17 protein-coding genes are annotated in these 21809 nt (G+C 61.6%); 8 read left to right on the top strand and 9 right to left on the bottom strand.

The window, feature by feature from the left end; genetic code table 11:
* Positions 1-9: 9 nt before the first annotated feature.
* The 3 genes from cydB to cydC are packed head-to-tail and all read left to right on the top strand — an operon-like array spanning position 10 to position 4334.
* Positions 10-1083: a cytochrome d ubiquinol oxidase subunit II gene (cydB, locus tag Q4B98_RS06475; RefSeq protein WP_303196300.1), complete on the top strand. Its 1074-nt coding sequence runs from the start codon at positions 10-12 to the stop codon at positions 1081-1083.
* A 27-nt stretch (positions 1084-1110) separates the two neighbouring features.
* The gene (cydD, locus tag Q4B98_RS06470) at positions 1111-2733 is read left to right on the top strand and encodes a thiol reductant ABC exporter subunit CydD (RefSeq protein ID WP_303196390.1); all 1623 of its coding nucleotides are present in this window, start codon (positions 1111-1113) and stop codon (positions 2731-2733) included.
* Entirely contained in the window at positions 2730-4334 is a 1605-nt protein-coding gene (gene cydC, locus Q4B98_RS06465) for a thiol reductant ABC exporter subunit CydC (protein WP_303196299.1), read from the top strand. The genes cydD and cydC overlap by 4 nt, the downstream gene beginning before the upstream one ends.
* Positions 4335-4624: 290 nt before the next feature.
* On the opposite strand, the gene Q4B98_RS06460 is transcribed toward cydC, so the two are convergent.
* From Q4B98_RS06460 to Q4B98_RS06425, 8 genes are all read right to left on the bottom strand, one after another.
* Positions 4625-5215 carry a hypothetical protein gene (locus tag Q4B98_RS06460; RefSeq protein ID WP_303196298.1) on the bottom strand — a complete coding sequence of 197 codons (591 nt, stop codon included), beginning with the start codon at positions 5213-5215 and terminating at the stop codon, positions 4625-4627.
* Entirely contained in the window at positions 5212-6450 is a 1239-nt protein-coding gene (locus tag Q4B98_RS06455; protein WP_303196297.1) for a hypothetical protein, read from the bottom strand. The genes Q4B98_RS06460 and Q4B98_RS06455 overlap by 4 nt, the downstream gene beginning before the upstream one ends.
* Positions 6447-7163, bottom strand: coding sequence for an ABC transporter ATP-binding protein (locus Q4B98_RS06450; RefSeq protein ID WP_303196296.1), 717 nt, complete (start codon positions 7161-7163; stop codon positions 6447-6449). The genes Q4B98_RS06455 and Q4B98_RS06450 overlap by 4 nt, the downstream gene beginning before the upstream one ends.
* Before the next feature lie 12 nt (positions 7164-7175).
* Positions 7176-7577, bottom strand: a complete 402-nt coding sequence (locus Q4B98_RS06445; RefSeq protein ID WP_303196295.1) for a hypothetical protein — start codon at positions 7575-7577, stop codon at positions 7176-7178.
* Between the two features lie 167 nt (positions 7578-7744).
* On the bottom strand, positions 7745-8425 hold the full coding sequence (locus Q4B98_RS06440) for an LUD domain-containing protein (protein ID WP_303196294.1): 681 nt from the start codon (positions 8423-8425) through the stop codon (positions 7745-7747).
* On the bottom strand, positions 8422-9957 hold the full coding sequence (locus Q4B98_RS06435; RefSeq protein WP_303196293.1) for a LutB/LldF family L-lactate oxidation iron-sulfur protein: 1536 nt from the start codon (positions 9955-9957) through the stop codon (positions 8422-8424). The genes Q4B98_RS06440 and Q4B98_RS06435 overlap by 4 nt, the downstream gene beginning before the upstream one ends.
* 3 nt (positions 9958-9960) lie before the next feature.
* Entirely contained in the window at positions 9961-10767 is an 807-nt protein-coding gene (locus Q4B98_RS06430; RefSeq protein WP_303196389.1) for a (Fe-S)-binding protein, read from the bottom strand.
* A gap of 42 nt (positions 10768-10809) precedes the next feature.
* Complete coding sequence (locus Q4B98_RS06425) at positions 10810-12498, bottom strand: L-lactate permease (protein WP_303196292.1); 1689 nt, start codon at positions 12496-12498, stop codon at positions 10810-10812.
* Between the two features lie 380 nt (positions 12499-12878).
* Between Q4B98_RS06425 and Q4B98_RS06420 the strand changes: the two genes are divergently transcribed.
* A complete protein-coding gene (locus Q4B98_RS06420; protein WP_303196388.1) occupies positions 12879-13544 on the top strand; it encodes a FadR/GntR family transcriptional regulator in 666 nt (221 codons plus the stop codon).
* 43 nt (positions 13545-13587) lie between these two features.
* Here the strand turns inward: Q4B98_RS06420 and Q4B98_RS06415 are convergent, their stop codons facing one another.
* Complete coding sequence (locus tag Q4B98_RS06415) at positions 13588-13905, bottom strand: thiamine-binding protein (RefSeq protein ID WP_303196387.1); 318 nt, start codon at positions 13903-13905, stop codon at positions 13588-13590.
* 513 nt (positions 13906-14418) lie between these two features.
* On the opposite strand from Q4B98_RS06415, the gene Q4B98_RS06410 reads away from it, so the two are divergent.
* The 4 genes from Q4B98_RS06410 to Q4B98_RS06395 all read left to right on the top strand — a co-directional run bounded on the left by Q4B98_RS06410 (position 14419) and on the right by Q4B98_RS06395 (position 21738).
* Positions 14419-16245 carry an NAD(P)-binding protein gene (locus tag Q4B98_RS06410; RefSeq protein ID WP_303196291.1) on the top strand — a complete coding sequence of 609 codons (1827 nt, stop codon included), beginning with the start codon at positions 14419-14421 and terminating at the stop codon, positions 16243-16245.
* Positions 16246-16260: 15 nt separating this feature from the next.
* Positions 16261-19875 (top strand): pyruvate:ferredoxin (flavodoxin) oxidoreductase, encoded by a 3615-nt coding sequence (gene nifJ, locus Q4B98_RS06405; protein WP_303196290.1) that lies wholly within the window; start codon positions 16261-16263, stop codon positions 19873-19875.
* A gap of 24 nt (positions 19876-19899) precedes the next feature.
* A complete protein-coding gene (locus Q4B98_RS06400; protein ID WP_303196289.1) occupies positions 19900-20907 on the top strand; it encodes a dihydroorotate dehydrogenase-like protein in 1008 nt (335 codons plus the stop codon).
* Positions 20908-21318: 411 nt separating this feature from the next.
* The gene (locus Q4B98_RS06395; protein WP_303196288.1) at positions 21319-21738 is read left to right on the top strand and encodes a DoxX protein; all 420 of its coding nucleotides are present in this window, start codon (positions 21319-21321) and stop codon (positions 21736-21738) included.
* Positions 21739-21809 lie beyond the last annotated feature (71 nt).

Raw genomic sequence — 21809 nt, 5'->3', positions numbered from 1 at the left:
GTCAACGACATGCTTCCTGTACTTGAAACTGCTGCTCATTCACCCCTGACGATCGTCTGGTTCATTCTGGTAGCCGTCCTGTGGGTTGGATTCTTCTTCCTGGAGGGTTTCGACTTCGGCGTCGCCATGCTGTTGCCCTTCCTGGGACGTGACGACAAAGACCGTCGCCTCATGGTGAACACCATCGGGCCGACCTGGGACGGCAACGAGGTGTGGCTGCTGACCGCTGGCGGTGCCACTTTCGCAGCTTTCCCCGGCTGGTACGCGACGATGTTCTCCGGCCTGTACCTGCCACTGCTGCTGGTGCTGCTCGGCCTCATTATTCGTGGTGTCTCCTTCGAGTACCGCTCGAAGCACCCGTCGTCGAAGTGGCGCAACACCTTCGACTGGATGGCCACGATTGGGTCGTTCCTGCCCACCTTGGTACTCGGTGTCGGCTTCGCGAACTTTGTGCGCGGCCTGGCCGTCGGCCCCCACCCCACTCCTGATGGTGGAGTCGCACCGCTGGTGACGACCTCCTTCTGGGGACTGTTCACCCCGTTCGCCCTCATCGGCGGCATCCTGTTCGTAGTGCTCTTCTGCGCTCACGGAGCCAACTTCATCGCTCTCAAGACACTGGGTGATATGCACGACCGGGCTCGCAAGACCTCGGCCAAGCTGGGTTGGATCGCCACCGTTGTTGCTCTGGTGTGGGCCTTGATGTTCAACATCATGTACGTCACCAACGATGGACGCCAGGTGTTCACTTGGATTCTTTGCCTGCTGGTCGTCGTGCTGCTGGCCGCTGCGTCGGCAGTCGTCGCCAAGGGCCGTGAGGGTCTGGCCTTTCTGTTCACCGGTCTGGGTATCGCCCTCATGATCGTTGCCAGCATGATCGCCATGTACGGCAACCTCGGTTACCGCCCGTCGGGGATTCCCTTCGATATGTGGATCGCCTCCTCGACCCCGTACACCTTGAAGATCATGACGATTTGCGCCTGCATTTTCGTGCCGATCGTGCTGGCCTACCAGATCTGGAGCTACTGGGTGTTCCGCAAGCGCCTCACCCGTGAGGCCATTCCGGACACTGCGGTGGCCGCCTGATCCGTGGCAGCTCCGCTTGACCCGCGCCTGGTTCGCCGGGCGCGGGCCACTCTTCCCTTCCTCGTAGGTCTGTGCGTGGTGGGCGTGGCTACCGCCGTGCTCATCCTCGCACAGGCCTGGTTGCTGTCCCATGGCATTTCCTCAGTCTTCACCACTCACCGTCTCGACGGGGTAGCTGGTTGGTGCGGGCTGCTCGCCGCAGTGTTCTGTGGCCGTGCTGCTCTGGGGTGGCTGCAGGAGTCTCTGGCTCATCGGGCGTCGGCGTCAGTGAAGTCCCAGCTGCGCCGAGACATCCTGGCGGCTAGGTTGTCGCGTCCCACCGACGCAACAATGCCGTCGGGAACCCTCATCAACCTGGTGACGACGGGTCTTGACGCCCTCGACGGCTACTACTCCAAGTACCTTCCGCAGCTCGTGCTGGCTGCCATCGTGCCAGTGGTCTTGGCCACCACCATCGGCTTACAAGACATCAAGAGCCTGATTATCGTCGTCGTGACGATCCCCCTCATTCCGATCTTCATGGCCCTCATCGGTTGGCGCACCGAGGCGGCCGTGGCGAAACGGTTCAAGGTCGCCACCAGACTGGCCAACCACTTCGCCGATCTGGTGGCCGGCTTGCCGACCCTGCAGGTCTTCGGGCGGGCCCGTGCCCAGCTGGAAGGATTGCGCCGCACCGAAGCGGCCAATCATGACGAGACCATGCGGACCCTGCGTATCAGCTTCCTGTCCTCGTTTGTCCTCGAACTGCTGGCGACCCTGTCAGTCGCTCTAGTCGCCGTGACCATCGGTTTCCGGGTAGCCGCCGGTGGTATGGACCTGCGAACCTCTCTGTTCATCCTCATTCTTGCCCCCGAGGTGTACCTTCCGGTACGTCAGGTGGGAGTCCTCTTCCACGACGCTGCCGACGGCATGGCTGCCGCAGAGGTGTCCTTCGGCCTCATCGAGTCCGGGCGGCGGAAGGATTCCACCGGTGATGTCGAGGTGCCCTCCCCGAGGAATGTACCGGTGGTCGTTCATCAGTTGACCCACACCTATGAGGGAGCCGATCTCCCCGCCCCGGATGGGCTTTCCCTGCGCATTAATCCGGGGAGCCTCGTTGCTCTGGCGGGGCATTCGGGTGGGGGCAAGACAACCGCCCTGTCGTGTCTGCTGGGGTTCATCGACCCCGATTCCGGATCAATCCTCGTTGGCGACCGCGAACTCGTCGGAGCTGATGAGTCGGTGTGGCAGGCGTGGCGTCGCCAGCTGGCCTATGTGCCGCAGATTCCGGCGATGATGGCAGGCACGGTAGCCCAGAATGTGCGCCTGGGGTGCCCGAGCGCCCCCGAGGCCGTACTGCGGGATGCCTTGAATCGGTGCGGTGGCGACTCCATCCCGTTGGACAAGAGGGTGGATGACGACGCCGAAGGTTTGTCAGCCGGCGAGAGACGACGTGTCGCCTTGGCACGTGCTCTGGTGCGGGTGGAGCAGGCTGGAGCTGGTCTCCTTGTTCTCGACGAACCGACGGCCGGCCTGGACGCCACCACTGAGGCGGAAGTTCTCGAAGCCGTGCGGGCCACGGGAGCGTCAATTCTGGTCGTGACCCATCGCCACAATGTCATTGAAGCGGCTGATACGGTCGTCGAACTCACGCCGGAGGTGGTCGCATGAATGCGCGGACCACCCGGCTGCTGAAAACTCTCCTCAAGGATGTCCCACGCGGCCGTGCATTACTTGCGCTGTCCACCGCGCTTGCTGCGTGTGCCTCAGGCGCGTCGGTGGCCCTCATGGGGGTCTCGGCATGGTTGCTCTCTCGGGCTGCGGAGCTGCCACCGGTGCTGTACTTGCAAGCCGCAGCTGTCGGGGTGCGATTCTTCGGTATCTCCCGAGGAGTGTTCCGTTACACCGAGCGTCTCGTTGGCCATGACCTGGCTCTACGAATGCAAGGCGCGCTGCGAATGCGGACCTACGACCGTCTCTCGCGCACCACCTTGTTGGGACGACGTCGTGGAGACCTACTGGTGAGGGTGACCGCTGACGTTGACGCGGTGCTGGACATGGTTGTACGTGTCGTCGTGCCGACGTGTGCATCGAGCCTGGTCATCATTGGGACGACCGCTGTCCTGGCCCGGTTCTCACTGGCGTCGGCGGCGGTACTACTGCTGTCGGCTCTGCTGGCCGCTGTCGTCATGCCGGCGATCACCAAGCGGATCTCGAAGGCAGCTGACTCCTCCCTAGTGCCGCTGCGGGGTGAACTGGCCAACCGTACCCGCGAGCTGGCCCACTGCGCCCCTGACCTTGTCGCCTACGGAGCCCAGGACACCATCCTGGCCGGGGTGCTTGATGTTGATACCCGGCTACGAGCGGCGGAGAGAAAAGCCGCCTGGGGACGCGGATTGGGAACTGCCGGTCAGATCTTGGCGGCCGGGTTAGCCGTCGTCTCGGCGCTGTGGATTGGTGGCACTGCGGTTGCAGATGGACGGATCGGCGGGCGGACACTCGCTGTGCTGGTCTTGACCCCGCTGGCCCTGCACGAGGTCTTCGGTGCCTTCACCGGGGCGGCCCAGACTCACACTCGCGCCAAAGCAGCCCTGCTTCGGGTCGCCGAGGTGTTAGACGCCCCGCAAGTCGGGATGGGCGATTCCCCGACGTCGGCAGCCTCACAGCAGGAACCCGCCCTCGACATCGAGGGATTGACGGTCGGGTGGCCGGGCGGCCACCCCGTGCTGTCCGATGTGAATCTACACGTCGCTGCCGGGGAATCAGTGGCGATTGTCGGTCGATCAGGGGTCGGCAAGACGACCCTGGCGGCTACCGTGATGGGGCTTATCCCGCCGCTGGCCGGAACCGTGAGGGCAACTGGGCGGGTACGGTATCTGGCCCAGGACGCCCACGTTTTCGCGACCTCTATCAGCGAGAACGTGCGCATTGGGTGCAAGGACGCCACCGAGTCCGAGGTCGTCACTGCTCTAGATCGGGCCGGATTGACCATCCCGCCAGAAAGAGTCGTGGCCGAAGACGGCGGAACCTTGTCCGGTGGGGAGGCGCAAAGGCTCGCCTTGGCTAGGGTGCTCGTCAACCACGACACATCCGAAGATCCTTCGGCCCATGATGTCCTCATCCTCGACGAGCCGAGTGAGCACCTCGACGTCGAGACGGCCACCGCGATTATGGACGATCTGTGGGCGTCCACCCCCAAAGCCGCCAAACTCGTCATCACCCACGACCCGGCCGTCATGGCTCGGTGTGATCGGGTGTGGCACATCAGGTGACGGCGCTGATCCAGCTGTCCGCACCCTCGTCACACCGGCCCATGCCACCCCGCTAATCAACCGTGCCCACCGAGGCGATGTCCCCCCGACCCCTGCCGTGGAAAACCGGTGCACAAAGCCCAGCGCTGCCACCTCAACTGACACACGTCGTTTTCCGAACCCAAACGCCAGTGGCATGAGCGTCACGGCACCCGATGACTAGTCAGCACCGACAGATCAGCATCGGTTTTTCTGCGACACGATCCGCCGTCAAGAAAACAACTCACAGGGTGACCCAGCCCCACGGCTGCTCAATCGGCATCCGCGCCGAAATGTTGCCGAACTCTCCGAGTCGGAATCACGAGGGCAAGCACCCCGAGGACAACCGAGGAAATAATCCATCCCTGGCTCACCCATCCCGATGGACTGGACACTGGCCAGTTCCACCAAGTTTCGCCATCGTAATTGCGACCCACGAGGAGGCCAACGAAGAAGTAGGCGATGGAAGGCAGTGAGGCCAGACTGCGCGGCATCCAGCGGGCCGCGACCATCGTGATGCCAAGGAGTATCGGGACATCGCGAACAACACTGGCATTTCCCGGCCCGCCGAGGAGCCCCAGCAGCATGATCGCTGACATCGTCACCCCCAAGCTGGCGTCAAGAACCCCTGTGCCACGCACAGATCTGTCCTCGACAGTCAGATCAGCCCGAGCAAGACCGATAGCGTAAATAATCGCAAGTACCAGGCCGAACACGTTGTTCAACACCATCACCGCACTGATACTGCCGAAAATGGGAGGCACGGCCACCTCCCCCGGGTCGGTGAGAATACACACCGTCGCGAGGACACCGGTCACGGCAAGCTGAAGTCCTGCCATCCGATTGCGGAACCAGTACCTCATCGAGGACACCCACGCAGGTATTCTTGCATCTTCCGTATTGCACTGGCTTGAACTGCGGCGTCCTTGGTCCGCATTTGTGTGGCCCAGGCAGAATCATCTGCCGCTACCCCCGCCTGCGTAACCTCAACTCCAGCCGTATGCGCCACTTGCCGCAGCCACGCGTCAATACGACCGCTGGACTGGATGATCTCGATGGGCGAAGTCCCCTCGTCATCTGGGGTCGAGCAGAACGGGCTTCCCGTAGCTGCCGCGAGGCGGGTAACGACTTCCGACTCTCCCGTCATCCCTGAGGCAACACTGAGGTCGACGACGTCCGTGCGTCCTGGAAGGGCCTGCTCGGAATACACATCCGGGAGAGTTATTCCGGCACGCCTCCAGACTGGAAATACACGCTTGGCGCTTGCCTCAATCGTCGTCCGCTCAGATTCGTGCTCCGGGAATAGACACAGGTCGATGCCCACGTCGTCTACCACATGGCAGTTCACGGCAGTTTCACGCGCAAGGGTCGGAAAGGCGTTGAGACCTCTGACCTGGACGGCACCGACGATGAACCCCATGACGAGGACCACCACTCCTAGGTACAGAAACAGCCAGCGTCCACGCAGTACCACCCGAGCCGATGCAGCGATGACACCTCCGACCAGAAGACCAAGCTGAACAGCCAGGGTTCCTGTCACGACGACCGGATTCAGTGTCTGCGTGATGGTGCAGCAGCTCATCCACGTGCCAGTGAGGTGACGGAGCCAGTAAATCGACATCCCAGGCGGGAAGATCATCCACGCGACGGGTATCGCCAGAGCCAATGGCGCGGCCACGGCAACGGGCAGCCAGATCCCCAACGCGACCCCGACAATCGTCCAGGACCACACCGACAACAGGGTCACGCCGAGGATGGCCCACCCCAAAGGATGTGAGGCAAATCCATGCTTGCCCATGAAGATTACCGTCAGCACGGTAGTTACTGTCGCCGAAACCACTATGGGCCCCGCCAACACACGCCACCACGGCCTCGCTCGGTTACCCGTAAGGGCAACAGCGTTAAGTCGTCTACCCTCCAAAGCACCCGCAAAAGCACATAGCCCATTGGCGACCATGACCCTGGCCGTGTCCTGAACCACCTCGGCAAGCCAGTACGGCTCGCTAGAAGCATTCTGGTCGACCATGATGAACACGAGCGCGACGAGAGGTGCCAGCCAGATCCCAGGCGCAGTTCGCAGTCGTGTCGTAAACCTCATTCGCCGGTCACCAGTCTCAGATAAGCCGCCTCAGCACGATGCTGCGAATCCTCCGGTGCGAGATCGAGGAACTCGTGAGGAGTCCCATCAAAGACAACTCGCCCCGCGAACAAGACAATCACCCTGTCGTACCCGTTAGCGAGATCATCAACCTGATGAGTTGAGACGACGGTGACCCGATCATCTGGAATCCGCTCAAGAACCTCACGAAAACGCATTCGCTGAGACGGATCGAGCCCAGCAGTCGGCTCATCGAGCAGCAATACTTCTGGCTGTCCAACGAGGACCTGAGCCAAGCCCACCCGGCGCAGCTGGCCACCCGAGATCTGGGAGGAGCGCTCGTCGGCCTTCTCCATCAGATCGACGTCTTCAATCACCCGCTCAGCCTTGACGGAAGCCTCACGAACGCTCAATCCCCTGAGCCACCCGCAGTACGTCACCTGCTCGCGCACTGTCAGCCCCGGCATGGGCCGGACGGCCTGGCTCATGAATCCCACGCGACGACGCAACGTCCGAGATGAAGCCTCAACGGTTCCCAATGTGATCTTCCCTGACTGAGGCACCGTGACTCCCGAACACAGCGCAAACAGGGTGGACTTACCCGCCCCATTAGGACCAAGCAATGCCGTCCTACCCGGCGTGAACTCGATATTCACACCATGCAAGACTTCATGATTTCTCCGGTAGGAGAAAGAGACGTCACGGACAATCATGGCCACTAATTGTCAGTACTTAATGCGGAAGTCGTTGACCGAGACCGAGGCCTTCCCCCCGATACCGCGGATGACCACATGGTAGTCGCCCTTGACTTGACGTCCCCAGTACAGCGATCCCGTCTTTGAGCATGACAGCGTCTTAGTACCCAACTTGGCATCAGGACGCCACGAATACTCATGTATGAGCTCATAGCTCACTGATTTGGCGTTGCACTTCGAATAGTGTGAAACGCTAGTTGAGACTCCATCAGAATCGCCGTCCCACCAGCTTCGAGTCTCAAATCCCACTCTCCCATTCGATATGTGACTGTTGATACTGCCTTCGGCGAATGCCGGAACTGCCACAGATGCAGCTACAACGAGACCCGCAGCGACTGCCGCTACTCTGGCAGTTTGTTTCGAAGGAATCATCATAATCTCCTTTGAGTACACGGGTTTCACCATCATAACCTAAGCCTAGCCAAACCTTACCTATCGTCCCCTATTCCTGTCACGGAGCGCCATGAGATTCGAAGAATCGACTGAGCTATGTTTTGGCTCTCTGCTCAGTCCAGTGGAAGTAATTGACGGCTACACCATCACTGGTCGTCAACCACGATGACGTAAAGCTGGCGAGGTCCGTGCACCCCATCGACCCGCGACAACTCGATGTCGGAGGTGGCCGAGCTACCCGAGATGAAGGTCAACGGGTGACCATCATGCACCGCCGGCTTGACCAGCTGAATGGCTTCCGGAACATCCGAGACGACCTGGCTGGCCTTGATGACGCACACATGACGATCCGGAACGAGGGTAATGGCCCTACGCCCCTGGTCCTCAACATGGGTCAGGACGATCGAGCCGGTATCGGCAATGCCGGCTGCCGAAGCGGTGACAACGGCATCGGTCTCGTTGAGCTCCTTTTTGGATAGCTGAGGCTCATCAAGGCGAACCTCGATCCCAGCGCCCCCGATCGCCTCGACCCAGGATTTGTCCAGTCCGACCGGGATGACCGCACTGTGCTCGGCGCCGGTAGCTCTGAGCCCCTCAACGACAGCCCTGGGGACATCAGCCCCCTTGACTCGCACGACAGTGGCTTTGTAATCGGTGACCTTCTCGACGAAAGTTCCGACAACATCGTCCATCTCGATACCGGTGCCGTACTCCCACTCAATCGGCACATCGGCAACCGGGTCGGGGTTTGTGATGTCTTGGGTGGCGCGGCGAATCCGGGAAAGGATCTCGGTACGCGCGACCGAATCAGTACTGATGGTTGTCATCGCTTTTCCTCCCTGTTCTTCTTCCACCAAGTACGGAACGTGTCTGTCGGGGGTGCGTCGACATCGCGGTACTTCAGCCACCGTTCAGCCACCGGCACCGGAATCGGTCCCATCTTCTTACCGCGTAGTACACGTCCCACACCGCGCGAACCGACCTGGATCGCCTCGAAGTGCCTGTAATCGCTAAACGCCCAGGAGGCGGTCTTCATGAGACCCATCTCGCCAGCGACCTCGTAGTCCTGCGGAATCTTGTCGGCCTTCTCGGACTCAACGACCTTGTTACGCAGCTTGAGGAGGATGTCGGTGAAGGGGATCTTCACCGGGCAGACCTCGGTACAGGCGCCACAGAGGGAGCAGGCGTACGGCAGACCCCGGTCAACCGGGTGCTCGACGCCGCGTAATTGCGGGTTGAGCACCGCACCGATCGGCCCGGGGTACACCGACCCGTACGCATGGCCGCCGGCCCGCTCGTATACCGGGCAGATATTGATGCAGGAGGCGCATCGGATACAGCGCAGCACCTCCCGACCGAGGGTGTCAGCCAGAACATTGGTACGCCCGTTGTCCAAGAAGATGACGTGCTGTTCCTGCGGCCCGTCACCGTCCGTCACGCCGCTCCACACCGAGTTATACGGGTTCATCCGCTCACCGGTAGCCGAGCGCGGCAGCAACTTGAGGAAAATCTCGAGGTCATCGAAGCTCGGCAACACCTTTTCGATGCCGACGATGGAAACGAGGGTATCGGGCAAAGTCAGGCACATCCGACCGTTACCCTCTGACTCAACGATCACCAGGGACCCGGTGTCTGCAAGGACGAAGTTACCACCCGAAATCGCCATCTTGGCGCGCAGGAATTTTTCGCGCAGGTGCAGACGAGCGGCATTGGCCAATTCCGGCGGGTTCTCCGAAATGTTCTCAGGTGCCGGACGACCATAGTTCTTCATCTCGTGCAGGAAGATCTCGCGGACCTCAGCACGGTTACGATGAATGGCTGGCACGACGATGTGGGACGGGCGATCATGTCCAAGCTGCACGATGAGTTCGGCCAGGTCAGTCTCCCACGCCGCAATGCCTTGCTCCTCGAGGTACTCGTTGAGATCGGTCTCTTGGCTGGTGATCGACTTGATCTTGACGACCTCATCGACACCCTTGTCCTTGGCGATCTGGGCGACGATACGGTTGGCCTCCTCACCGTCGCGAGCCCAGTGAACATGGACGCCGTTGGCGGTGAGGTTCTTTTCAGCCTCGACCAAATAGTGGTCCAGATGACGACCGACACGGTTCTTGATGGCTTCGGCGGCGTCGCGCAGATCCTCCCAGTCCGGGGACTCGGAAACACGCAGGGCGCGCTTGTTGCGAATCGTCGTCGTGGCATTGCGCATATTCTTACGCTGCACCGACAGGTTCAGTTCCCCTTTCACCGCCTTCGAGAACTTCGGCATACCCATATATGGGCCGGGCTTGTCGGGAGCTGGGGTCAGCCGGGCGACGCCGTGATTTCCGTATGTAACGCGACGTAATTCTGTACCCATGGGTCAGTCCTCCTCAGTACTGGCGAGGATTTCGGCGATGTGAATCGGCTTGACGCCCGAATTCTGGCGAGACAGCACACCGCCGATGTTCATGAGGCAGGAGTTGTCGCCGGCGACGACGTACTCCGCCTCCGTCTCACGAACGTGGCGGGCCTTGTCATTGGCCATTGCCGCGCTCATGTCAGGGTTCTTGATACAAAAAGTGCCACCGAACCCGCAGCACTGATCGGCCATCGGCAGGTCAACCAGGGTCATGCCGCGAACGTTCTTGAGCAACTCGTAGGGGCGGTCTCCCAGGTTGAGCAGACGCTTTCCGTGGCAAGATGGGTGATACGTCACGCGGTGCGGGAAGTAAGCGCCGACATCAGTAACCCCGAGAATGTCCACGAGAAACTCCGGCAGGTCGTAGGTGCGCCGGCTGGTCTGCTCTACCTCCTTGAGCAGTCCGGTGTCACCGGCGTGTTCGGCGAGCATTGGGTGCTGGTCGCGAACGGCAGCGACGCAGGAACCCGACGGGGCGACCACATAGTCGTAATCCCCGAAGGCCCGCACGTATTGGCGGACGGTGGGAACGCTCTCGTCGAAGTATCCGGTGTTGGTCGTCATCTGGCCGCAGCACGTCTGTTCCCGAGGGAACTCGACCTTGCAACCCAAACGCTCCAACAAGGTGGTGACGGCCACGCCGGTCTGCGGGAACATCACGTCGTTGATACACGTGATGAACAGCCCGACGGTCATGCCCATCCCCGGTAAGCCGGGTGAGGCAGCCCTGGTACCAGGACTCGTGGTGGTTGTCATAGCGACCTCCATTGATGACAAACGGTTGCCAGGCGGTATCAACCGTCAGCAAAATCAGGGGACCATCCATCCGAGCACCGGGGTCGACATGAGGCCGACGATGATGCACATCAGGACGAGCAGGATGAGTGAGAACTTGAAAACCTTGCGCAGAATGACCGACTCGCCGCCCGCCAGACCAATCGCGGTGGCCGCAATGGTCAGCGACTGGGGGGAGATCATCTTGCCGACGACACCGCCGGAGGCACCTGCACCGACCAGCAGGTGACGCATACCCTCGACGCTGAGGTACGACCCGGTGCCGATCTGCTGTCCGACACTGCTTTGCAGACCGGAGAACAGGATGTTGGCGGAGGTGTCAGATCCGGTGACGTACGTTCCGATCCAGCCAAGGATCGGGGCGAGGAACGGATAGATCGCACCAGCGCCAGCAATGAATACACCGAGAGCCAAGGTCTGGCCGGAGTCACCCATGACATAGGCCAGGGCAACCACGAGACCAATGGTCAACATCGAGAATTTCATCTTTTTGGTGTTGACCCACAGCTCTTTGAAGACATCAGAGAGGGACACGCGGTAAATGAGGCCAACGAGGATGGCGACGACAGCAAGCAGGAAGCCCGGCTGGGACAGCCACTGCCAGGTATAGACCTGGTGCGCAGCAGCCTCGCCATTCGCTCCCATGAGCCCCGACAGACCGGGCCAGGCCATTTTGACGTCGGCGGCCTTAAACCCTTCACTGACGGCGGGCACGGCGGCGATACCGAACACCACGATGACGAGGATGTACGGAACCAGTGCCATGAAGATACGACTGCTGGTGAGGTCTGAGGTGTTGACTTCCTGAGCCTCCACCGCCTCGGTCTCAACGGTCGGGTCCATCGGAATCCCGATACGCTCGGCAGCCTCGCGACCGCCCTTGGGTTTCCACACCTTGAGGAAGAGCAGCGAGAGAGCAACGGTGACGACGGCAGCGAAGATCTCGGTCAGGTTGTAGACCGGGGTACCGCCGACAATGATCTTGGTCACGCCAAAGACGATCCCGACGAACAAACCGAACGGCCAGCATTCCCGAACACCCTTGCGGCCATCCATGATCGCCAGCATGAGGAAGGGGACGACGAGGCACAGTACGGCGCAAATTCGGGCGCTCACTGGAGCGACCATGGAGACGTCCAGACCGCCAGTCTTGGCAGCCATCAGAACCGGAAGGCCCACGGCACCGAAAGCCACCGGGACGGTGTTGGCAACCAGGGCGGTGACAGCACCGCGAAGCTTTCCAAAACCGATGGCAATTAACATGGCGGCCGCGATGGCCACCGGAGCGCCGAATCCTGCCAGCGCCTCGAGCAGGCCGCCGAAGCAGAAGGCGATGAGGATACCGAGGACGCGCGGGTCATCACTAATGAGGAAGAAGGTGCGGCGCAAATCGTCGAAACGCCCCGAGATGACCGTCACCTGGTACATCCAGATGGCACCCAGCAGAATCCACGAGATCGGGAACAGGCCATAGAGGAATCCCTGAACGCTCGAGGAGAGTGCCATACCGATCGGCATATGGAATGCGGTAATTGCCACGATGAGGGCGACGCCCCACGAGAACAGGCCAGCCAAATGCGCCTTCCAGCGCAGCGCACCGAGGGTGATGAGCATGGACAGCACTGGCAGCACGGCAAGCAGGGCCGAAAGCCACTGCGACCCCAGCGGGTTGGCCGATGGGGTGAAGGTCTGAAAAAGAACCATCGATGAACTCCGTTGTTCAACCTATTGCCTCCGGTCGGCTAACCGATGGCAAGACCGGACCCATTTGGTCCGACCAATACAACGGTAAGACCATTTCTTATCGCCGTCAAGCACTTCCGTTCAATTGATGAATAGACCGTTGGCCATCTGTGCAATGATGAGGCTTGCCTAATTTTCAAAGCCGTTTTCAGCCCCCTCTTCACGTATTTGTTGCACGTCCCATACGCATTTGGTGACAATGAGGAGACTCACCGACGAGGATCCCAGCCATGACACAGACTCGCGACGCCGGACGGCCAGACGCACACGCCGCCCCCGGGGCGCCAGAGCCACGCCCAGCTTCACGCGCTGATACGAAATCCGGCGGGTTCTCGGTCGTCATGCACCACATCGACGACGAAATCCTCACCGGAACGTGGGTCAACGGTTCACGTCTGCCCCCGGAGCGAGAACTCGCCGCCTCCCTGGGAGTCAGCCGGGGAGCCGTCCGGGAAGCCATCCGGACTCTGGAGGCCCAAGGAATCTTGACTTCGGGTACTGGACGGGGCAATGGGACTAGGGTCGACGCCCATCCCTCCGACGCGATGGGACGTATCCTCCGTCTGCAACTCGCCCTCGATGTCGTCTCCTTTGCCGACCTCACCGAAACCCGAGTCGCCCTTGAGAAGGCTGCTTGCGCGGCGGCAGCAAAAGTCCGCGCCCCCGAACCGTTGGCTCGTGCCGCTAATCTGCTGGAGCACATGCATGACGCCATGCAGCCGGACTCCTTCAACACCCTCGACACGGCCTTCCACGTCGCCCTCGCTGAGGCTGGGGACAACCGCCTCATGAGCGACCTGACAGTGGCGATTCGCAAGGCTGTTCACCGCCCCATCTTGGAGGCAGAGCACTCCCTCATCGGGTGGGAGAACTGGCGCGACGGCTTGGTTTGCGATCACGAGAACATGCTCACCGCCATCGAAGACGGCGACCCAATCCGGGCAGCTGAGGTCACCGAAGCGCACATCCGCAACGCTTACGAGACTCTCTTAGTCGGGCGGCAGTAACGCCGACCTCTTTCCGTCGCGCCGAAGTCAGTTCTGCTGACAGTCAGCCCTGCTGCTTGTCGAGCTGAGCCTGAAGCCTCTCGAGTTTGGCGTCCATCTCGCCGGTGCGTCCGGGCCGAATATCTGCCTTGAGTACCAACGACACTCGCGTGCCGTACTCCCCGACCGCCTCGGCGGCCTTCTTGACGACACCCATGACGTCATCCCAGGACCCCTCGATCTCGGTAAACATCGACGAGGTGCGGTTGGGCAGCCCGGAGTCACGGACGACACGCACGGCAGCGGCCACGGCGTCGGCAACCCCACCGTCTTCCCTCGAAGCGCGACCACCACTGGGTACAAGACTGAAAGCAACGATCATGGCCTCAGTGTTGCACCGCTCACCGACACACCGATCGACCTTCGCCCAGAACACCGTGATCTTTGCCAACAAGAACACCGCCCGAGCCGCCAGGGAACAGTGGCGCCACGGTGAGGTGTGAGCGGCCGTGGGGAGGACAGCACCCGAGCCGCCAGGGGTGGACGATGTGTGGATGGGGGTTCCCTTGCGGAGCTCAACTGCCCGAGCCGCCAGGGAACAGTGGCGCCACGGTGAGGTGTGAGCGGCCGTGGGGAGGACAGCACCCGAGCCGCCAGGGGTGGACGATGTGTGGATGGGGGTTCCCTTGCGGAGCTCAACTGCCCGAGCCGCCAGGAGGGGTGGACACCATCCATTTTCGATACGTCAAACGTGCGGAATTGAGACATTGTTGAAAATGTTTAAGCAACGCTTTCTGCACCAAATTTCAATCCTTATGTCTCTACCTGCACAACCTTTCATCGTGGTCTAACATCGAATGCAGTTGGCTTGTGGACTCTACATTCACAATCCGAAATGCCGCATTTCCAACAGGAAGAGCCAGGTATGAGCGCCGAGACCACGACGAGTGACATGACAGTCACCGATGATCAAAACGGGTACGTCATCAGGGAGAATCAGGACATCACCCCACGTCCTGACCTCGCCCAAACGACAGGTCGCGTCACACCGACCCGCACCCGCAGACCCGTCTACCTCGACATGCTCCCTCCCTGTAATGCCGGTTGTCCGGCAGGCGAGAACATCCAGGAATGGCTGCGGCTCATCAAAGCTCACGAGGAGGAGAAGGCATGGCGTCAGCTCACCGCTGACAACCCCTTCCCTGCCATCCATGGGCGCGTGTGCTACCACCCGTGCGAGGTGGCCTGTAACCGCGCTGACCTCGACGGCGCAGTCTCGATCCACTCCGTCGAGCGCTACCTCGGTGATCTCGCCATCGAGAAGGGCTGGAAGTTCATCAAGCCCACTGAGAGTTCCGGACACCGAATCCTCATCATTGGGGCTGGCCCGGCCGGTCTGTCCGCCGCCTACCACTTGGCAATGCTCGGCCACGACGTCGAGATCCACGACGCCGGAGACAAGGCCGGCGGCATGATGCGCTATGGCATTCCGGAATACCGTCTACCCCGCGAGATCCTCGACGCCGAGGTCGAGCGTCTCACCGATCTCGGTATCAAGATCGTCCTCAACCATCCCGTCAACGACCTCATGGAGGAAAAGGCCAAGGGACGTTTCGACGCCGTCTTCGTGGCCATCGGCGCTCACCTGTCCAAGCGCGTCGACATCCCGACCGTCGATGCCTCCCGCATGGTTGACGCGGTGAGCTTCCTGCACGATGTCGCCGCTGGCGAGAAACCCCTCATCGGACGCCGCGTGGCGGTTTACGGCGGCGGCAACACCGCCATGGACGCAGCTCGTGTCGCCAAGCGGCTGGGTGCTGAGGAGTCCATCGTCGTCTACCGACGCACCGCTGAGCAGATGCCGGCTCACGCCGAGGAGCGCGAGGAGGCCGAGCGTGAGGGCGTCCAGATGAACTGGCTGCGCACCATCACCGACGTCGGCGACGACCTGACTGTTGAGGTCATGGAACTCGACGAAAATGGCAAGCCGCACGGCACTGGACGGTACGAGAAGCTCGAAGCCGATACCGTCATCTTGGCCGTCGGACAAGACGCCGACACCGGCTTCCTGCACAAACTGCCCGGAATGCGATTCCGCAATGACGTCGTTGACGTCAACCCCTCGACCCTCATGACCGACGTCCCAGGTATCTTCGCTGGCGGCGACACCGTTCCCTCGGAGCGCACTGTGACGATCGGCGTTGGCCACGGCAAGCGTGCCGCCCGTCAGATCAACCTCTGGCTCAACCGTCAGTCCGGCTACCCGGCTCCCAAGAACACCACAGTTGGTTTCAACGACCTCAACCTGTGGTACTTCGGCGACCATCTACGTCGTCACCAGCCTGAGCTCGACCCGACTCAGCGTCTCGGCTTCGACGAGGTCGTCGGCGGACTCGACGAGCAGCAGGCCCACTTCGAGGCAGGACGATGCCTGTCCTGCGGTAACTGCTTCGAGTGCGACGGCTGTTTCGGCTCCTGCCCCGAGGACGCCATTATCAAGCTCGGCAAGGGTCACCGCTACAAGTTCGACTACGACAAGTGCATTGGATGCGCCACCTGCTTCGACCAGTGCCCGGTCCATGCCATCGAGATGATCCCCGAGGACACTGACCCGGCCACCATCCAGGGATCTGGTAATCCCACTCCTGGCTGGGCAGTACGTCCTGAACCCAATCCACAACGGTCAGCTTCGATGAAGTTCACCGTCAACTCCGAGAACTGAGAAGGAGGACTGACCATGGCAACTAGCTCCGACTCCCGCGTCCGCACCATTGCCGACGGCAACACCGCCGCCGCCTCGGTCGCCTATCGCTGCAACGAACTGTGCTCTATCTACCCAATTACCCCGTCCTCCCCGATGGCCGAGACCGCCGACGAGTGGTCCGCTGCCGGACGGAAGAACATCTGGGGTGACGTCCCCACCGTCGTGGAGATGCAGTCCGAGGGAGGTGCCGCCGGCGCCATGCACGGCGCTCTGCAGGGTGGTGCCCTGAGCACCACTTTCACGGCCTCTCAGGGCCTGCTCCTCATGATCCCGAATATGTACAAGATCGCCGGTGAGCTCACCAGCACGGTCTTCCATGTGGCTGCCCGATCGCTGGCCGCCCAAGGCCTGTCGATCTTCGGTGACCACCAGGACGTCATGGCCTGTCGTCAGACCGGATTCGCCATGCTGTGCTCCTCGACGGTGCAGGAATGCCACGACCTAGCACTCATCAGCCAGGCTGCGACCATGCACTCTCGGGTACCGTTCATGCATTTCTTCGAGGGCTTCCGCACCTCCCATGAACTCAACGTTCTCGAGATGTTGTCTGACGACGACATTCGTCACTTCATCACTGACGACCTCGTTCACGCCCACCGGGAGCGCGCGCTGTCTCCGGCTCACCCGTTTATCCGAGGCACCGCTCAGAACCCGGACATCCACTTCCAGGCCCGTGAGGCTGCGAACAAGTACTACGAGAAAGTACCGGGGATCGTCCAGTCCCTCATGGATGAGTTCGCCCAGGTTGTCGGTCGTCAGTACCACCTCGTCGAATACCACGGCGATCCCGAGGCCACCGAGGTCATGGTGTGCATGGGTTCCGGTGCCCGCACCATCGAGCACACCATCGACTACCTCAACAGCCAGGGGCACAAGCTCGGTCTGGTCGAGCTGCACCTGTTCCGTCCCTTCCCGGCTGCCGAGGTCGTCAAGGCCATCCCGGAAACGGCCCGCACGGTCGCCGTCTTGGACCGCACCAAGGAGCCCGGCTCCAACGGCGAGCCGCTCTTCCTCGACGTCCTGACCTCCTTGTCAGAGGCCTACTCACGCGGCACACGCAACAATATGCCTCTCGTTTCGGGTGGTCGCTACGGCATTTCCTCGAAGGAGTTCACCCCCGGCATGGTTGCCGGTATCGCCGCCGAGCTGGAGCTGGAGCGTCCCCGTCCCCGCTTCACCATCGGTATCGATGACGACGTGACCGGCCTGTCACTGCCGTGGGAGCCCCTCGACATCGAAGATCCCAAGACCATCCGCGCGGTGTTCTACGGCATGGGTTCTGACGGTACCGTCGGTGCCAACAAGAACACCATCAAAATCCTCGGCGCGGACCCGAACACCTACGCCCAGGGCTACTTCGTCTACGACTCCAAGAAATCCGGATCGAAGACGACCTCTCACCTACGCTTCGGCCCCGACCCGATTGAGGCTCCCTACCTCGTCAGCCAGGCAGGATTCATTGGTATCCACGCCTGGGGAATCTTGGAGTCTATGGACGTGCTGACGATGGCTCGGGAGGGGACCACCGTCCTGGTGAACTCCCCCTACGGACCCGACGAGGTGTGGGACAAGCTTCCTGACACCATGCAGCGTCAGATTCTCGACAAGCACCTCGATCTGTGGACCATCGACGCGCTGTCCGTGGCCCGCAAGGTGGGTCTGCGCAACCGCACCAACACCATCCTGCAGACCTGCTTCTTCGCAATCTCTGGCGTATTGCCCAAGGATGAGGCGATCGTCAGAATCAAGGATTCGATCCAGAAGACCTACGGCAAGAAGTCCCAGAAGATCGTCGACATGAACTTCGCAGCCGTCGACGCCTCGCTGGAACATCTGCACCAGGTCAAGGTGCCAGACCATATGACCGCCAACCACAGCCTCATTCCTGCGGTGCGCGAGGACTCTCCGAAGTTCGTCAAGGATGTCACCGCCCGGATGATCGAGGGATTCGGCGACCTGCTGCCTGTTTCGGCTGTGCCAGACGACGGCACCTACCCCGCCGGAACCACGAAGTACGAGCAGCGCACACTGTCCGACGTCATCGCCACTTGGGAACCCAAGGCCTGTATCCAGTGCGGTAACTGCTCCTTCGTTTGCCCGCACGGTGTCATCCGCGCCAAGTACTATCCACAGTCGCAGCTTGAGGGTGCCCCGGAATCCTTCCAGTCAGCCGAGCTCAACGCCGCCGGCCTGCCGGAGTCCCGCTACACCCTGCAGATCGTCCCCGACCAGTGCACCGGCTGTGGGCTGTGCGTCGAAGCTTGCCCGGCCCACCCGGTCGGCGAGCCCGACCGCAAGGCCATCAACCTCGAGGAGCACCTCGACAAGACCGTCCAGCGTGAGAACGTGAAGTTCTTCGAGACCATCCCGGTCAACGACCGCTCCCGCGTTGACTTCGCCACCGTGCGAGGCACCCAGTTCTTGGAGCCACTCTTCGAGTTCTCGGGAGCCTGCACCGGCTGTGGTGAGACGCCGTACGTCAAGCTCATCACCCAGCTCTTCGGTGACCGCGCTGAGGTGGCCAACGCAACCGGCTGCTCCTCAATCTACGGCGGCAACCTGCCGACGACTCCGTGGGGCAAGAACGCTCAAGGTCGCGGACCGGCATGGTCGAACTCTCTGTTCGAGGACAACGCCGAGTTCGGGCTGGGTATGCGAATGGCTGCCAACGTCCAGACCGACCTGGCCAAGCGTCGTCTTCAGGAAGTCGCCGATCAGCTCGACCCGGAGTTCGTCGATGATCTGCTGCACGCCCCGCAGCTGACCGAGCACGACCTGCAGCGTCAGCAGCACCGCGTCAAGCAACTACAGGCCAAGCTCGCCGACATGGAGCAGACCCCGGCGGTGCGTGACCTCATGAGCGTCGCCGACCACCTGCTGCGCCGTTCGGTGTGGATTATCGGTGGTGATGGTTGGGCCTACGACATCGGTTCGGGCGGCGTCGACCACGTGCTCGCCTCCGGACGCGACGTCAACGTCCTTGTGCTCGACACCGAGGTGTACTCCAACACCGGTGGTCAGGCATCGAAGTCGACTCCGTTGGGTGCCGTCGCGAAGTTCGCGTCCGCTGGTAAACCAACCGCCAAGAAGGACATGGCTCTGCAGGCCATTGCCTACGGTTCTGTGTACGTGGCTCGGGTGGCTCTGGGAGCCGATCCACAGCAGACCCTGCGGGCGTTCCGCGAGGCCGAGGCGTACCCTGGCCCGAGCCTCATCATCGCCTACAGCCATTGCATCGCCCACGGTTACGACCTGCGCAACGGTCTCGATCAGCAGTACAAGGCCGTCCACTGTGGACACTGGCCGCTGATGAGGTACAACCCGGTGCTGGCCGATGAGGGGCGCAACCCGTTCCTGCTCGACTCTCCCAAGCCAGACAAGACGTGGCGCGACTACACCAAGCTGGAGCTGCGCTACCGGAGGCTGGCTAAGGCTCACCCGGAAGAGGCAGAACGTATGCTGGATCTGGGTCAGCGTCAGGTGGAGCGGCGGTATGCCGAATACGCCGAGATGGCCTCGCGTCCCGCCGAAGACTTCGCCGTCGATGCCTTGATGTCCAAGTTCGCCGCTTCATCCAACCGCGCCTGACAGTCCACGAAGGAATGACGTTTTATGAGTGATCTTCACACCAGGTACATGGGGCTTACCCTGAGGTCGCCACTGGTGGCCTCCGCCGGCCCCATTCAGCAGAAGGTCGACGGGGTTAAAGCCCTTGCAGACGCCGGGGTCGGAGCCATCGTCATGTACTCCCTGTTCGAAGAGCAGGTGAGGCACGAGGAGGCCCGCCAGGCTGAGATCGAGTTGGAGTACATGGACTCATTCGCTGAGTCCCTGAGCTTCTTCCCGACTATCCCCAGCGACGAAGGCGGTATCACTGATCGCTACCTCAGCCACCTGGAAGCCAGCGCCAAGGCCGTCGACATCCCCGTCATCGCCTCGCTCAACGGCGCGACGAACGGCGGTTGGGTCGAGACCGCCAAGCGGATGGAAGACGCCGGTGCCGCTGGTATCGAGTGCAACATCTACATGGTCCCTGGTGACCTCGAGCAGTCCTCCCAGGAGGTCGAGGACCGTCACGTCGAAATTGTCCAGGCCGTCAAGGATGCTGTGACCGTACCGGTAGCTGTCAAGCTCTCGCCGTTCTTCTCGGCCTTGGGCAACATGGCCACTCGTCTGGACGCTGCGGGGGCCGATGCTTTGGTGCTGTTCAACCGGTTCCTGCAGCCCGACATCGAGATCGAGAAGATGCAGGTCGAACCCGGCGTGTGGCTGTCCTCGCCAGCCGACGCTCGTCTGCCACTGACGTGGATTGCGGCCCTGTCCGGTCGTATCGACGCCTCGCTGGCTGCGTCCTCGGGTGTTGAGACCGCCGACGATGTCGTCAAGTACCTGCTTGCCGGAGCTGACGTCGTTATGACCACCTCGGCGCTCATACGCCACGGTGCCGATTACGCAGCCGAGCTGCAGAAGGGGCTGGAGTCCTACTTGCAGCGCAAGGAAGTCGACCTCGACAAGCTGCGCGGTATGCTCGCTATTCCCGCCGACGCCTCGACCTCGGAGTACGAGCGCAACGGTTACGTCGCGGCCCTCGAGAAGGCCAAGACGACCTACGGATCCTGATCGACGAATTCACGGCTGAGGGGCTGGTGGCAGTAACCGCCGGCCCCTCGTTTTATGTCGCTTCAGGGCACCCACCTCCGTCTCAGGTCCTGGCCCCCATCCTCCTAGGCCGCCTCTGATTCTCCTCCTGGACCCCATCGCCTCCCCCCGGTCCCTTCCCCATCGCCTCCCCCACTCGGTCTCCTCCCAACCCCGTGTGGCAATCGGGGTCATGAAAGGGCCAGCTGCCATCCTCCGTCGCAACCCCATCGCTCACCAACCGAAATTCCACCGCGGCAGCACTGGTGGCCGGTACCCGGATGATTGAGTCTGCCCACCTTGCCGCCGAGGCCGAACCGTCGGTCACAAGGAACCCCAATGTCCACGCGTTACCATCGGTGAGGTACCACTTCCGCTTGTCAGGAGGATTCCATGTCCCACCCATCCCACTTCAACGCCCCTACGCCACCGAAGCGCCATCCACTGCGCACCCTCAGCCGCCTCGGCGTCGGGGGTCTGCTAACTTACGCTGGGATCGGACATCTCACCTTCGTGCGCAAGGAATTCCAGGCCCAAGTACCCGAATGGGTGCCCTTGGACGACGACACCGTTGTCTTGCTGTCAGGCGTTGCCGAAATTGTCTTGGGAACCGCCCTCCTGTCGGGACGCCACAAGAAATTCTGGGGACGCAGCGCCGCTGCCTTCTTCGCCGCGATTTTCCCCGGCAACGTCGCCCAGTTTGTCGAGCGCAAGGATGGGTTCGGCCTCGACGACGACCGCAAACGTGCGATCCGTTTGCTCTTCCAGCCCATCCTGGTGGGGCTGGCCTTGGAAGGTACCCGGGAGGACTGATCGGCCCAGCTGCCGTCGCAGTGCCGCCCGCAAGCAGCACGGTAGGGTTAGTTAGCGTCCCGACCCAGGAG

The sequence above is a fragment of the Cutibacterium sp. genome (assembly GCF_030525615.1).
Taxonomy (GTDB): Bacteria; Actinomycetota; Actinomycetes; order Propionibacteriales; family Propionibacteriaceae; genus Cutibacterium.
This window is presented reverse-complemented; position numbering and strand designations above follow the sequence as displayed.

Coding starts and splice junctions, on each gene's coding strand:
- Q4B98_RS06395 (WP_303196288.1), top strand. CDS start 21,319: ATGTCCCACCCATCCCACTTCAACGCCCCTACGCCACCGAAGCGCCAT.
- Q4B98_RS06415 (WP_303196387.1), bottom strand. CDS start 13,905: ATGATCGTTGCTTTCAGTCTTGTACCCAGTGGTGGTCGCGCTTCGAGG.
- Q4B98_RS06445 (WP_303196295.1), bottom strand. CDS start 7,577: ATGATTCCTTCGAAACAAACTGCCAGAGTAGCGGCAGTCGCTGCGGGT.
- cydB (WP_303196300.1), top strand. CDS start 10: ATGCTTCCTGTACTTGAAACTGCTGCTCATTCACCCCTGACGATCGTC.
- Q4B98_RS06400 (WP_303196289.1), top strand. CDS start 19,900: ATGAGTGATCTTCACACCAGGTACATGGGGCTTACCCTGAGGTCGCCA.
- Q4B98_RS06460 (WP_303196298.1), bottom strand. CDS start 5,215: ATGAGGTACTGGTTCCGCAATCGGATGGCAGGACTTCAGCTTGCCGTG.
- nifJ (WP_303196290.1), top strand. CDS start 16,261: ATGGCAACTAGCTCCGACTCCCGCGTCCGCACCATTGCCGACGGCAAC.
- Q4B98_RS06455 (WP_303196297.1), bottom strand. CDS start 6,450: ATGAGGTTTACGACACGACTGCGAACTGCGCCTGGGATCTGGCTGGCA.
- Q4B98_RS06450 (WP_303196296.1), bottom strand. CDS start 7,163: ATGATTGTCCGTGACGTCTCTTTCTCCTACCGGAGAAATCATGAAGTC.
- Q4B98_RS06410 (WP_303196291.1), top strand. CDS start 14,419: ATGCCGCATTTCCAACAGGAAGAGCCAGGTATGAGCGCCGAGACCACG.
- Q4B98_RS06420 (WP_303196388.1), top strand. CDS start 12,879: ATGCACCACATCGACGACGAAATCCTCACCGGAACGTGGGTCAACGGT.
- cydC (WP_303196299.1), top strand. CDS start 2,730: ATGAATGCGCGGACCACCCGGCTGCTGAAAACTCTCCTCAAGGATGTC.
- Q4B98_RS06430 (WP_303196389.1), bottom strand. CDS start 10,767: ATGGAGGTCGCTATGACAACCACCACGAGTCCTGGTACCAGGGCTGCC.
- Q4B98_RS06440 (WP_303196294.1), bottom strand. CDS start 8,425: ATGACAACCATCAGTACTGATTCGGTCGCGCGTACCGAGATCCTTTCC.
- Q4B98_RS06435 (WP_303196293.1), bottom strand. CDS start 9,957: ATGGGTACAGAATTACGTCGCGTTACATACGGAAATCACGGCGTCGCC.
- Q4B98_RS06425 (WP_303196292.1), bottom strand. CDS start 12,498: ATGGTTCTTTTTCAGACCTTCACCCCATCGGCCAACCCGCTGGGGTCG.